This window comes from Saccharobesus litoralis (assembly GCF_003063625.1).
Lineage (GTDB): Bacteria > Pseudomonadota > Gammaproteobacteria > Enterobacterales > Alteromonadaceae > Saccharobesus > Saccharobesus litoralis.
On record NZ_CP026604.1, the window covers coordinates 3,477,970 to 3,490,233 of the forward strand.

Consider the following 12,264-nt stretch of genomic DNA (forward strand, 5'->3'; position numbering starts at 1 on the left):
CAAGTTTTTTGTGAGCGAGCATTTATGCTTGCAGAGCCTGCAAACCTGACTGACTAAAAGAGCAAGGCTACAATATAACCTAATTCACCTACAACAAGGCTAATGGTGTTGCAAATATAAATGGTTAGAAGTCCGTAGTTTGAGATGCTGGATAGTAACTGTAAAGGTATATTTACATACACTGTCGGTCGTTAAATTTTCTATATATGCCAAATTGAACCACACTTAAATGATGGTTTATTAATTTAAACCTCAATGTAGCAATATTTAAGTGGCAAAGTTAGTGCGGCAAAAATAGCGTGGCAAAAGGCAAGTATACCGCCAAGCCAGTGGATAGACTTGGTAATATCGATTGGACCCATTCAGAGCAAGATCGCTGGCAACGATTAGTTACCCAGCAGTTAGCCGTGCTACCAGGGCGTGCTTGTAGGGAATATTTGCATGGGTTAGAAACCTTGGCGATCCATGCTGATGCGATCCCTTGTATACCTCAATTGAATCAAGTGTTAACCGAGGCTACGGGATGGGCGGTTAAGCCTGTACCGGCCCTTATTGATTTTGACCAATTTTTTTATTTACTCAGTCAACGACAATTTCCGGTTGCAACATTTATTCGTAGTGAGGCTGATTTTAATTTTTTGCAAGAGCCCGATATATTTCATGAGGTTTTTGGCCATTGCCCTTTATTAACCCATCCTGCTTTTGCAAATTTCACTCATGCTTATGGACAATTAGGTTATCAGGCTAATCATGCACAGCGGATCTATTTAGCTCGTTTATACTGGTTTACCGTTGAATTCGGTATTATTCATTCTTCTCTTGGGCGGCGAATTTATGGTGGGGGTATTCTTTCCTCAGTGCAAGAAACGCTCTACGCCCTCGATAGCCCATTACCAGAGCATGTGCCTTTTAACCTAGATTCAGTTCTACGCACACCGTACCGTATTGACCACTTACAACCTAAATACTTTGAAATTAATGAGTTAGATGAATTATTTTGCATTACTAAATTGGATTTACTGGCTAAAATTAAACAAGCGCAGCGAAAAGGTTTAATTAAACAACATTAGAGGTTGGGTTATGTCTGCAATCATCCAAGAATTATGTAAAAGCCAATGCGAGCCCTGTCGGGTTGGCGCTCCTGTTTTGCCTAAAGCAGAGCAATTGCAATTGCTTGAGGGGCTTGATGGCTGGCAAGTGATAGAGGTTGATGGTATTGAACAAGTGACCAAGTTTTTTGATTTTAAAAATTATATTCAAGCCATGGAGTTTACTAATCATATTGCCGAGTTAGCCGAAAAACACGGTCACCATCCTGCAATATTAACCGAGTGGGGTAAGGTTACTGTGACTTGGTGGACACATAAAATTAAAGGCTTACATAAGAATGATTTTATTATGGCCGCCCATACTCAAGAGATATATCACCAACGTATTGAAGAAGCGTTGGCTAATATTTAACTAGCACCTTTTCAATAAAGAAAAGATTTGTTGAATCTTTTGTAGGTCGAGGCTCGCCTCGCCAAAGGCTGCAAATATTAGGCAATATTGCGCTTAGAAACTAAGCCTTTAGCAGCTCTGCTGCTATCGTCGAAATAAATTTCGACCTACATGAATTTGATTTTATCGATACCTAGGAGCTTTATACGTGTTGCGACATCCGCTTAGTTTTAATCTGAGCAAATTAATTAATCTTATTGTGTTGTCTTGGTGTAGCTTTAATCTGTGTAGTCAAACAATAGCCAGCGACAACTCAGACAAAGTTGCTTTACCGCAATCTAGCCAATCGGCTCATTTATTGTTTCAACAGTTTGAAGAGCAAGTATTTCAAATACAATTAATCGAAAACAGTAGTAATAAAAAATCGTCAATCGGCTCTGGTTTTGCTATTGGTGCCGAACAAATAGTGACAAACTACCATGTTGTATCAAGCTTTATTCATCACCCTGAGTTGTATCGCATTCAGCTGTTAGACTCGCAACAACGGCTTATCGCGGCGACATTGTATGACTTTGATGTGGTTAATGATTTAGCGGTATTAACAATTAAAGATAATTTAGCGTTAACTGGCTTAGCCTTGGCGAAAAATGCACCGCAGCAAGGCGATGCCATTTATTCGATAGGTAATCCACATGATTACGGCATGATAGTTGTACCCGGTACTTATAATGGTATTACCGCTAATAGCTTTTATCAGCGCATCCATTTTACAGGCTCGATTAACCCTGGTATGAGCGGCGGACCCGTGCTGAATGAAGCGGGTGAGGTTATTGGGGTTAATGTCGCAACAGCGGGCAATCAATTAGGCTTTTTAGTGCCTTTAATGCGACTTAATAGCTTATTGAGTAAACCACAACCCGCTGCTTTAGCTAATGCAGAGCAGTATCAAAAGTATATTGAATTGCAACTGGTTGCCAATCAGCAAAAACTGGTAGACGCTTTAATTGAACATCAGTGGCCCAAAGCCAATTTAGGTGCTGCTTATGTTTTTTCTGAAGTCGCACCCTTTGTACCTTGTTGGGGAGGCTCTAACGCCGATAAAGAAAAAGATATGTATCGATATAGCGATATTAATTGTCGGAACAAAGAGCAAATCTACGTTAGCCGAGAGCTACGCACAGGTGCAGTTGAGGTGCAATTTAGTTGGATAGAACGGCATAAGTTAGACAGTTGGCAGTTTTCTACTTTATTGAGTAAGTCTTTCGATATGGCCGGTCCGGGTAATCGAGCTGGCGAGAAAGATGTAACGAATTACAGTTGCAGTCAGGACTTTGTTAACTTACCTATGCAAAAAACACCTGCACAAACCGCCTTGTGTGTACGTAATTATAAAAAGTATCCAAGCTTATTTGACGTGCTGTATATGGCGGTGTCTAGCCAAAACGACCAGCATGCGTTACTCAGTCATTTTACCTTGTCCGGCGTTAATAAAGATAATGCTAATCGCTTTACCCGTAAATTCATGGAGTTAATTGAATGGCAATAATCGTTCAACTGTTGGCTCGCAACGGTAAAGTCGCGTCGCAAATTAAGTTAGAAAAAAATGTAGTACAACTAGGGCGAGGTTTTGACAACGACGTCATTATTGATGATCCGCATGTTTGTGCTGAACATGCGCAAATACAAGTATCAGAAGATGGGATATTAAGTATATCGGACCTTGGCTCGATTAATCGGGTATATGATAAACAAAAGCAACCTGTTGGTTTGTATAAAACCTTTAATAGTGGCGCGATTTTTTATCTGGGTAAGCAAAAAATTCAAGTATTTGATTCTGCTCACCCTGTTGCAGAAACCGTTGCTATGACGTGGTACGAGAATGTCGCGGATTGGTTTTCAACCAAACGTACGGTTTTTCTATTGTACCTTGTCACCTTGTTGCTAACGGGGTTCAGCCAGTACTTTACAACTACAGTCGAGTTTGAAGCTAAGCAACTCGTCGAGCCATTAATTGTCACCAGTTTGGCCATGTTAGCTTGGCCTATATTTTGGAGTGTAATAGCCCTATTTTATCGGCATGAAGCGCGCTTTTGGGCTCATTTATCGACATTTTTATCCATTATGTTGATAGGCGAATTAGCCAGTATGTTGGCGCGAGTGGTCGGTTTTAATGCCGGTGGGGCCAGTGGCTATCAACTTGAATTATTGTTTGGCTTTATTTTAAGTGTTGTGGCTATTCGCTTTAGCTTGTATTTATTTAACCAAAAGTCAGGCTTTCGACCTATTTTTACTAGTGCCACATTAACTGTAGCTCTTTACGGGACCATGCTGGGTGCTTGGCATGCCAAGCAGCCGGATTTTAGTCAATACCCAGATTATGCGGCCAACGTTCTGCCATCCTTGTTTTTGTTTGATTCAGGTAAACCGATTGATGATTATTTAGCCGGCAGCCAAACTATTTTTGACATGGCCCAAACGGAAGCGAAAAAAGATCTCAAGTAGCTTTAACACTACTGACAATACGCTGTCAGTAGTGGGTTAATACACTTCTCCTTGTTGAGTGTCTTGATACTCAATTCAATGCAAATTAATACTCAAAACAATTTGAGTAATTGACAAAATAAGGAGAAGCAAAATGACAACCACAGTAATAGAATTAGTGACTTATAACCTCAAAGCGGGGATCAGCGCTGAGCAACTAAAAGCAGTTCACCCACAGGTAAATGATTTTTTAATGGCGCAAGACGGTTTTATGTATCGTTCATTGTCTAATGACAAAAGTGGTTTGTTATATGACATTGTTTATTGGCGAGACATGGCAAGTGCTAAAAAAGCTAGCGAAGCATTTATGGCTTCTACAGCAGGGCAGGCGTTATGTCAGTTGACGGATATGGATTCAGTGACGATGCGCCATATGCCAGTGAGCACTGAAGCTATGATATGTTCGTCTTCATCGGAATCATCAGAGCCTGCTCTCATTTAGTGAGACCTGCTCTCATTTAGTGAGAATTGTTAAAGTTATAGTCAAAGCGATCAGGTTTTAGGGGAAGCCGTCAAAGCTACCGCGTCCTGCTCTCGCCCCTTACCTGCATCCATGCAGGCAAGCTTCGAGACCCCATGAGCATATGCTCTATTATGTGATTGGGGCGAGTAAGCGCTGACAATGAACCATAAGTCCTGAGCGAGAAGACTATACAAAGAATAAAGCGAGGTGAAAGCCTCGCCTAGGTTTAATATAAATGCGAAAAGCGGAACGGTTATTTCAAATATTAACAATATTGCGAGGGCGGCGAACCGTTATTACTGCGCAGCAATTGGCAGATATATTGGAAGTGTCAGAGCGCACGATTTATCGTGATATTCAAGCGATGTCGTTATCTGGTATACCCATAGAATCTGAGGCGGGTATTGGTTATCGTCTTAAGCCTGATTTCACTGTTCCGCCCTTAATGTTCACAGAAGAAGAAATTGAAGCTTTGTTATTAGGCACGCGTATGGTTGAAAATTTAAGTCACAAAGCCATGGCGCAAGCAGCCAGTTCGGCCTTGTCTAAAATCCATGCGGTACTGCCGGACAAGTTACATCGCCAATCGGTGCAGCAACCCGAATGGCTGCTAGTGTTTAATACCCAAGCTGACGCTACCGCTAAAGCTAATCAAACCCTATCGAGTGCAATAAAATCGCAGCAAATATTGCATATGTCTTATACCGATGAACAAGGCCGTCAAACCGAGCGTGATATTTGGCCTTTGGGGTTAATATATTGGGGTAAAACGTGGACTGTTGTGGCTTGGTGCACTAAGCGTGACGATTATCGAATGTTTCGTTTAGACCGGATCCGCCAACTACAGCCATCCGGCAAAACTTTTCAATTGAATGCTGATATTAGTTTGCAGCAGTATATAGCCATAGAAACAGCCAAACATTGTTAACTTGAAAAATGTATTTTGCGTATGTTTCTTGCGATTCAGCAGGCATAGCATATGTAAGTTTCAGACGATAATGTCTAATTGAACGATATAATTGGGCACCAGCAAAACCGGAATAGGTTAATGGAAATAACTTTGATTCGTGAGTCATTTTATTACGTTAAACGCAAGCTACTTGCGTTTTTGTTGCCAGCAAGCTAGTTTGGTGGCAAACACTAAATCAGAGCCAGTGAGTGGCCGAACATGTCTGTATTTTCGTTATTTGTCCGCAAACTAGTCCATCATTTTTCCCGAGTCAGTTGGAAAAGCTTAACTTTAATTGCAGGGTTGCATTACGGTATAGGTTATTTGATCTGTGATTGGACAGCACAAGACCACATTGTTGATACTTGGTATCACTATTTTCATTTTTGGATAGTCACCATTAGTACCGTAGGTTATGGCGACTTTTATGCTCAAGGTGGCTGGAATACCATATTCGTTGATATTTGGTTTATTGGTTTTGGCTTGGGCTTATTTGGTTCACTATTGGGTAAAACCGCCGAATTTATTTTTCAATTAATTAATAGGCATGTACAAGGTATGAAAAATTTCAGTTCTTTGACTGACCACATTATTATTTTTTCTAATAGTCGGCTTGACGCGCAACGCATTATTGAGTTGTTGCTAGCAGATGCTAATCGGGTCAACCGCACGATTTTATTTTGTACTACCCAATCTGACATTCCGCATCCGATGCCTGAACATGAATCGGTTGAATTTGCCCGTTTAACGGATTTTAAAGCAGAAGATGAAATGGTACGCATTAATTTGTATGGCGCTAAGCGTGTGATCATTTCAACGGATTCAGATGATGAAAATTTAGCTTTAACTGTACACGTGACCGGATTAGTCAATGAATCTTGCCATATTGCGACGCACTTTGACGATGAGAATAACATTGAGTCGTTAGAGCGTTTAAAACTGCCGGTTGAGTGTTCTACCAGCAATCGAGTTGAGCAATTGGTACGCGCGTCTCAAGATCACGGAACAACAGCCATTATTAACCAACTGTTAAATACTAAAGTCGGTATGACATTATTTGTCGCGCGGGTTGATAATATTGATACCACTTTTGGTGAACTAAAGTCCCGCATCTATCAAACGTATGGTGCTGATGTTATTGGGATTGCGTTGGATGAATTAGGTAAGTCACTCGAAATTTTACCTACGGGTGATACTCAGCTAAGCGGCACTGTTTTTATCCATTATTTATACAATCAAAGATTGCAAGCAAGCTACTTTAGCTAGTGGAACTTTGGTCTTGGCTGGCTTTAGCTGGCGTGTGTTTATTAGGGGCTATATCACCTGGTCCCAGCTTGCTATTGGTTTGTCAGCAAACCTTAGATAACTCGCGCTATCATGGTATTGCCGCCGCTTGGGGCCACGCAACAGGGATAGCTATTTGGGCGTTAGCGAGTGTATTTGGCCTAAGTGCGTTATTGGCCAATTTCCCTTTTTTGTTTAAATTTATTCAACTGTTAGGGGCCATTTTTCTATTTTGGTTAGCTTATGCTTGTTTCTGCCAACGCCAATCACAGACAAGTTCTGTGCTGCAGAGTGACTCTGGCAAACAACAAACCTACATTCGGCCTAATTCGCAACTTAATACCCACCAAAGCCCGCAAACAAGTACCGTAATAAGTTCTCAAACCACCACACAAAGCTCGCTTTTTCAGGCATTGCGTAATGGGTTTTTCATGGCGTTCCTTAACCCTAAATCGGCGGTGTTTTTTACGGCATTATTTTCACAGTTTGTGGCAATAGATAGCTTGAATTGGCTAACAGCGTTTATACTTGTTGCCACCCCTTGGCTGATTGATGGTTTTTGGTTTACTCAGGTTGTATTTACCATAAATAAACTGCGGCAGTGGCTAACGAACAACACAATTAGCGCTAAGCTTAATTATTTAATGGCAAGCTTGTATTGTTTGATTGCTTTTTCCGTTTTACTCACTTGGTAAAAACGATAGGCTAATTATTACGGCTTTGTGATGACAAAATTGCTGCGAAATTATGCATTTTGCTGTATTCTACGCACCGAAAATTTTGAAGCTAATTTGTCGAAGGAATAATAGCATGTTTGAATCATTAGAGATTCTTCCTCCTGATCCACTTCTAGGTATCGCAGCAGCTTGTCGTCAAGATCCTAACCCAAACAAGGTTGACCTTGGCGTTGGTGTTTACAAAACTGAAGATGGTAAAACCCCGATCTTAAAAGCGGTACAGAAAGCGATTGATAATCTAACGGCGAGTGAAGACTCTAAAGTTTATATCGCACCTCAAGGTAATGCAGATTTTCTTTCAGGCATGACTAACTTACTTTTAGGTGAGCAAGGTAATACTGATCGTTTCGTTTCAATTCAAGCTCCAGGCGGTACTGGCTCATTGCGTATCGGTTCAGAGCTAATTGCAAAATCAAACCCTAACGCAACAGTTTGGGCAAGTGATCCGACTTGGGCTAACCATGTGCCATTAATGAAGTCTGCTGGCCTAAATTTAAAAAATTACCCATATTACGATACAGCAAACAGTAAACTTAAAGCCGACGAAATGCTTGAGACTTTCTCTAAGCTAGGTAAAGACGATATTGTCTTACTACATGGCTGTTGTCATAACCCAACAGGTGAAGATTTAACACCTGAGTTATGGACCCAAGTAGCTGATTTAGCGGTTGAACGTGGATTTACGCCTTTTGTTGATATTGCCTATCAAGGTTTTGGTAAAAACTTAGAAGAAGATGTTGCCGGTGTACGTGAAGTTTTCGCTAAAGTACCTGAGATGATTATTGCCTCTTCTTGTTCTAAAAACTTTGGTTTATATCGTGAACGTACAGGCATGATCAGCTTTTTATCTGAAAATGCAGAGAAAACAGAAGCTTGTCGAACTAATGCATTAAGTATTGCTCGCGGTATTTATTCAATGCCACCATCTTATGGTGCGGCGTTAGTTGGTCTAATTTTAAAAGATGCCGAATTAACTAAGTTATGGCACGAAGAGCTTGAAGAAATGTGTTCTCGCATGAATGGCCTACGTACATTGCTAGTTAATAAGTTGAATGAGCGTGGTGTTGAGAAAGACTTCAGCTTTATTGAACGTCAAAACGGTATGTTCTCTTTCTTAGGCATTAATAAAGAGCAAATTGATCGCCTACGTAACGAAGATGCAATCTACATGGCGGGTAGCAGCCGAATCAATATTGCAGGTATTTCGAATACTAATGTTGATTATATCGCGGATGCAGTAGCAAAAGTATTATAGTCTTCTCGCTCAAGTCTTATGGTTCATTGTCAGCGCTTACTCACCCCAATCACATAGTAGAGCATATGCTCATGGGGTTTCGAAGCTTGACAGCTTCCCCTAAAACTTGATCGCTTTGACTATATAAGCTTTCATTGTCTTATATTAACTCATAAAAAAAGCGCCAATAGGCGCTTTTTTTGTGTCTGTTTTAAACTCAAGCGGCTTGTACCACTTGAGTTTATTACTTTATCTTAGCTCTGGACTATTACTTAATTACAGCAACAACGCGACGGTTTTTAGCGCGACCTGCTGCAACCATGTTGTCAGCGATAGGTTGCTTTTCACCGTAGCCTTTGGCCACAATTTTAGCTGCATTCACTTTGAAGTTTTTCTCGATATAGTCAACAACCGCTTGTGCACGTTTTTCTGACAATTTTTGGTTGTAAGCAGCTGAACCAATTGAATCAGTGTGACCTTGAATTTCGACATCAGCGTCTGGGTAACGCTTCATGTATTTAGCAACACTAGCTAGTTCATCATGGTATTTGCTGTCAATTGCTAAGCTGTTGTTAGCAAACTGAATGTTTAAGTTAACGTTAATGACTTCTTCTAGTTGTACACGACAACCCATGCTGTCAACTTTGGCGCCGCGCGGTGTGTTTACACAGCGGTCTTTGCTGTTAACAACACCATCGTTATCGCTGTCTAATTCACAACCACGGCTATCAACGCTTATGTTAGCGGCAGTGTTAGGACACATATCTTTCGCATCGATAATGCCGTCGTTATCACCGTCTTTAACCATAGGCGCAACTTCAGTTTTTGCTTTTGGCGCAATTGCACGCTTAGGCTCTGGTGCTTTTTCAGCTTTCTTTTTAGCAACAGGTTTGCTTGATGCTTTTGATTGTCCGCCAAACGAATACTTTAAGCCAATGCCTGGAACAAAGTCCATTTCACCGTCGTCAAAGCTGTATAGCGCATCAACAAAAACGCGTACAGCTAGGTTGTTATCTAGGTATTTATCGTAACCAATACCTGCGCGTAGCGCTTCTTCACTACCTGCAGGCCAGCCACCAAAGTTGTATTTGGCTAAACCTACGCGGGCGTTAATACCGTCGTTTAACGCGCCTTTATAGCTGTGAATGGCCAACAATGAAGCAATATCAAATTCGGTTGAACCTTTAGCATGCGGTACGTCTGCTTCTGAATAAATGTAGTTTAGCTCGGCAGCCCATTTTTCAGTAAATTGAAAGCCGACTGCGCCCCAAGGTGTGATGGGATCTTCCATGTTACGGTCGCCATCAAAAATAACGCCAGCACCACCACCAGAGACATAAACTTTTTCGGTAATAGCATGACCATCTGCAAACGCGTAATTTGCTAAAATGGCTGAAGAAATAAGCGCAGTTGAAAGTAATTTTTTCATTAGATGTTCCTGTAATTTCGTTATTAAATCCGCTTTTAACACTCAGGGACAGGCGATTGGATTATTAGACGCCAAAATCCCTATTACAGCTTGGTTAATTTTTTATGTGGATCCGAGTTATCGGTAAGTATTTGCCGATCCAGCTGGCAAATACTTATGCTTATAAGTTTATCAGAGCTTATGTTAAACCCTTAATACATCAAGCTTTTTTGCTTAGAATGAATTAAACAATGCTTATTCACTTTGTTTAAGTTCTTGCGTATTTTGGATTAGTTTATTGAGCTCACTAATAATATGTCGGCCAATAGGCATGCTTGAGGTAGCCGCCGGTGATGGTGCGTTACAAACATGTAAAGTGCGCTGTGTATTTTTAAATAGAAAGTCGTGAATAAGTTGACCATCTTGGCTAACGGCTTGCGCGCGGATGCCAGTTGGATAAGGCAATAAGTCATCTTTGTTAATGGACGGGCAATATTTTTTCACTTGTTTTAGATATAACACTTTAAACCAAGTATTCATTAGCTCACTATAAGCGCTGCGATAGTAACGGCCTAGCACTTTCCAGAAGCCTTTAAAGCCAATAATTTGTTTGGTATCTTGCCAACTAAAGTTGAATTTTTTGTAACCTTCACGCTTCCAGCCTAATACTGCATTTGGCCCGACTGTCACGGTTCCGTCTATCATCCTTGTTAAGTGGATGCCAAGAAAAGGCAAATCTGGATCCGGCACTGGGTATATCAAGTGTTTTACAACTTGATTGTGTTTATTGTCGAGTCGATAGTATTCACCTCTAAAGGGAACGATTTGGAAATCTAATTCTAGTCCTGCCATTTGTGCTAATCGATCCGCCATTACACCAGCACAACAAATTAAATAGCGTGTTTTAAATCGTCCTTGACTGGTAAACACTTCTACGCAATCGCTAAGTTCATTGATGTTTTGTACTTTGCAATCTAGCCAATATTCGCCGCCCCATTCAACAAAATCTTCCATCATGGCTTGCGTGACTAATGTGTAATCCACAATAGCCGTGTCAGTGATTAGTAGAGCCGCTAAACCTGTAATATTGGGCTCTCGGACCGCTAATTCTTCTGACTCTAGCCATTGGTAGGCTAATTGATTTTTTTGACAACGCTCAGCCAAGGCTTTTAAACGGACTAGTTCTAATGAATTAGTGGCAACAATCAGCTTTCCGCATTGATTAAAAGGAATATCGTGCTGATGACAAAATTGCTTGATGTCTGCCGAGCCTTGTTTACAAAATTGCGCCTTCAAGCTGCCGGGCTGGTAATAAACACCAGCATGGATCACGCCGCTGTTGCGGCCCGTTTGATGTTTTGCTAAGGCGGGTTCTTTTTCTAGCAAAAGTATTTTTAGTTTTGGCTGCTGTTGTTTTAATTGTAATGCGGTGGCTGCGCCTACTATTCCGCCACCTACAATGATAACGTCAGCGTCAAATAAATGGTTGTCTGGCATACAGTTTAACTCGTTATCCCTACGGTGTTTTTCTCTTCTCGTTGAGGTTTTGACTACAGGTTTTACGTTCCAAATGAAACCGATGGTATTGTATCTTGAGCGTGCTAATCAGTTAACTCTACAAGTATGTCAAAATAGTGACAATGTAAATGGCTTAGCTTGTCGCAATAACTATTTTGAACAAAACCATTTTTATTAAAACAATACTGAACAAAATAGTGGAATCAAAAGGTTAAAATCTAAGCGAGAAGACCATTGTAATTAGTACTGGTTTTCAAACCATGATTCAAGGATTAATTTTGCTGATAAAGCATCCACTTTATCTTTTTGTAAATTACGGTAGCCTCCTTGATCAAAAAGTTGCGCTTTAGCGTCCACGGTTGTTAAGCGTTCATCCCAAGTGTCGACAGGAAAGCCAAAACGGCCATGTAAACGATTCGCAAATTTTTTCGCTCTATGAGTGAGCTCTTGCTCGGTGCCATCCATGTTTAATGGTAACCCCACTAATAATAGGTCTGGTCGCCACTCATTAATTATTTTGCCTAGCTCTTGCCAATCAGGAATGCCGTCGCGTGCTTTTATACTTTGTAATGGATTAGCCGTACCCGTAATTTCTTGGCCTGTGGCGATCCCGATACTTTTTACGCCAAAGTCGAACGCCATGATCAGACGTTGGCCTTGTTTGTCATTGGACATGTGAAAATGAAAAAT

The 12,264-nt window shown here is 40.9% G+C and carries 13 protein-coding genes; 10 read left to right on the top strand and 3 right to left on the bottom strand.

What is annotated here, in order from left to right; all coding sequences use genetic code 11:
• The first annotated feature begins 299 nt into the window (after positions 1-299).
• The 9 genes from phhA to C2869_RS12465 all read left to right on the top strand — a co-directional run bounded on the left by phhA (position 300) and on the right by C2869_RS12465 (position 8,669).
• On the top strand, positions 300-1,070 hold the full coding sequence (phhA, locus tag C2869_RS12425) for a phenylalanine 4-monooxygenase (RefSeq protein ID WP_108603238.1): 771 nt from the start codon (positions 300-302) through the stop codon (positions 1,068-1,070).
• Between the two features lie 10 nt (positions 1,071-1,080).
• The gene (locus tag C2869_RS12430) at positions 1,081-1,461 is read left to right on the top strand and encodes a 4a-hydroxytetrahydrobiopterin dehydratase (protein WP_199915563.1); all 381 of its coding nucleotides are present in this window, start codon (positions 1,081-1,083) and stop codon (positions 1,459-1,461) included.
• Positions 1,462-1,648: 187 nt separating this feature from the next.
• A complete protein-coding gene (locus C2869_RS12435; RefSeq protein WP_108603239.1) occupies positions 1,649-2,986 on the top strand; it encodes a S1 family peptidase in 1,338 nt (445 codons plus the stop codon).
• The gene (locus tag C2869_RS12440) at positions 2,977-3,942 is read left to right on the top strand and encodes an FHA domain-containing protein (protein WP_108603240.1); all 966 of its coding nucleotides are present in this window, start codon (positions 2,977-2,979) and stop codon (positions 3,940-3,942) included. The genes C2869_RS12435 and C2869_RS12440 overlap by 10 nt, the downstream gene beginning before the upstream one ends.
• A gap of 133 nt (positions 3,943-4,075) precedes the next feature.
• Positions 4,076-4,423 carry a hypothetical protein gene (locus C2869_RS12445; RefSeq protein ID WP_108603241.1) on the top strand — a complete coding sequence of 116 codons (348 nt, stop codon included), beginning with the start codon at positions 4,076-4,078 and terminating at the stop codon, positions 4,421-4,423.
• 256 nt (positions 4,424-4,679) lie between these two features.
• Complete coding sequence (locus C2869_RS12450; RefSeq protein WP_108603242.1) at positions 4,680-5,372, top strand: helix-turn-helix transcriptional regulator; 693 nt, start codon at positions 4,680-4,682, stop codon at positions 5,370-5,372.
• Between the two features lie 240 nt (positions 5,373-5,612).
• On the top strand, positions 5,613-6,659 hold the full coding sequence (locus tag C2869_RS12455) for an ion channel (RefSeq protein ID WP_108603243.1): 1,047 nt from the start codon (positions 5,613-5,615) through the stop codon (positions 6,657-6,659).
• Entirely contained in the window at positions 6,659-7,372 is a 714-nt protein-coding gene (locus tag C2869_RS12460) for a LysE family translocator (RefSeq protein WP_108603244.1), read from the top strand. The genes C2869_RS12455 and C2869_RS12460 overlap by 1 nt, the downstream gene beginning before the upstream one ends.
• Positions 7,373-7,487: 115 nt before the next feature.
• A complete protein-coding gene (locus tag C2869_RS12465) occupies positions 7,488-8,669 on the top strand; it encodes an amino acid aminotransferase (protein WP_108603245.1) in 1,182 nt (393 codons plus the stop codon).
• 247 nt (positions 8,670-8,916) lie between these two features.
• On the opposite strand, the gene C2869_RS12470 is transcribed toward C2869_RS12465, so the two are convergent.
• Together C2869_RS12470 and lhgO are read right to left on the bottom strand one after the other, a co-directional pair.
• Positions 8,917-10,077 (bottom strand): OmpA family protein, encoded by a 1,161-nt coding sequence (locus C2869_RS12470; protein WP_108603246.1) that lies wholly within the window; start codon positions 10,075-10,077, stop codon positions 8,917-8,919.
• A 234-nt stretch (positions 10,078-10,311) separates the two neighbouring features.
• Positions 10,312-11,553, bottom strand: a complete 1,242-nt coding sequence (gene lhgO, locus C2869_RS12475) for an L-2-hydroxyglutarate oxidase (protein ID WP_108603247.1) — start codon at positions 11,551-11,553, stop codon at positions 10,312-10,314.
• A 73-nt stretch (positions 11,554-11,626) separates the two neighbouring features.
• Between lhgO and C2869_RS22995 the strand changes: the two genes are divergently transcribed.
• Positions 11,627-11,752, top strand: a complete 126-nt coding sequence (locus C2869_RS22995) for a hypothetical protein (protein WP_268958751.1) — start codon at positions 11,627-11,629, stop codon at positions 11,750-11,752.
• A gap of 62 nt (positions 11,753-11,814) precedes the next feature.
• Here the strand turns inward: C2869_RS22995 and ruvX are convergent, their stop codons facing one another.
• Positions 11,815-12,249: a Holliday junction resolvase RuvX gene (gene ruvX, locus C2869_RS12480; RefSeq protein WP_108603248.1), complete on the bottom strand. Its 435-nt coding sequence runs from the start codon at positions 12,247-12,249 to the stop codon at positions 11,815-11,817.
• Between the last annotated feature and the right edge of the window lie 15 nt (positions 12,250-12,264).

Excerpts from the sequence above, each read along its gene's own strand:
- C2869_RS12430 (WP_199915563.1), top strand. The coding sequence starts at position 1,081 with ATGTCTGCAATCATCCAAGAATTATGTAAAAGCCAATGCGAGCCCTGT.
- C2869_RS12440 (WP_108603240.1), top strand. The coding sequence starts at position 2,977 with ATGGCAATAATCGTTCAACTGTTGGCTCGCAACGGTAAAGTCGCGTCG.
- C2869_RS12445 (WP_108603241.1), top strand. The coding sequence starts at position 4,076 with ATGACAACCACAGTAATAGAATTAGTGACTTATAACCTCAAAGCGGGG.
- C2869_RS12450 (WP_108603242.1), top strand. The coding sequence starts at position 4,680 with ATGCGAAAAGCGGAACGGTTATTTCAAATATTAACAATATTGCGAGGG.
- C2869_RS12455 (WP_108603243.1), top strand. The coding sequence starts at position 5,613 with ATGTCTGTATTTTCGTTATTTGTCCGCAAACTAGTCCATCATTTTTCC.
- C2869_RS12465 (WP_108603245.1), top strand. The coding sequence starts at position 7,488 with ATGTTTGAATCATTAGAGATTCTTCCTCCTGATCCACTTCTAGGTATC.
- C2869_RS12470 (WP_108603246.1), bottom strand. The coding sequence starts at position 10,077 with ATGAAAAAATTACTTTCAACTGCGCTTATTTCTTCAGCCATTTTAGCA.
- lhgO (WP_108603247.1), bottom strand. The coding sequence starts at position 11,553 with ATGCCAGACAACCATTTATTTGACGCTGACGTTATCATTGTAGGTGGC.
- C2869_RS22995 (WP_268958751.1), top strand. The coding sequence starts at position 11,627 with ATGAAACCGATGGTATTGTATCTTGAGCGTGCTAATCAGTTAACTCTA.
- ruvX (WP_108603248.1), bottom strand. The coding sequence starts at position 12,249 with ATGTCCAATGACAAACAAGGCCAACGTCTGATCATGGCGTTCGACTTT.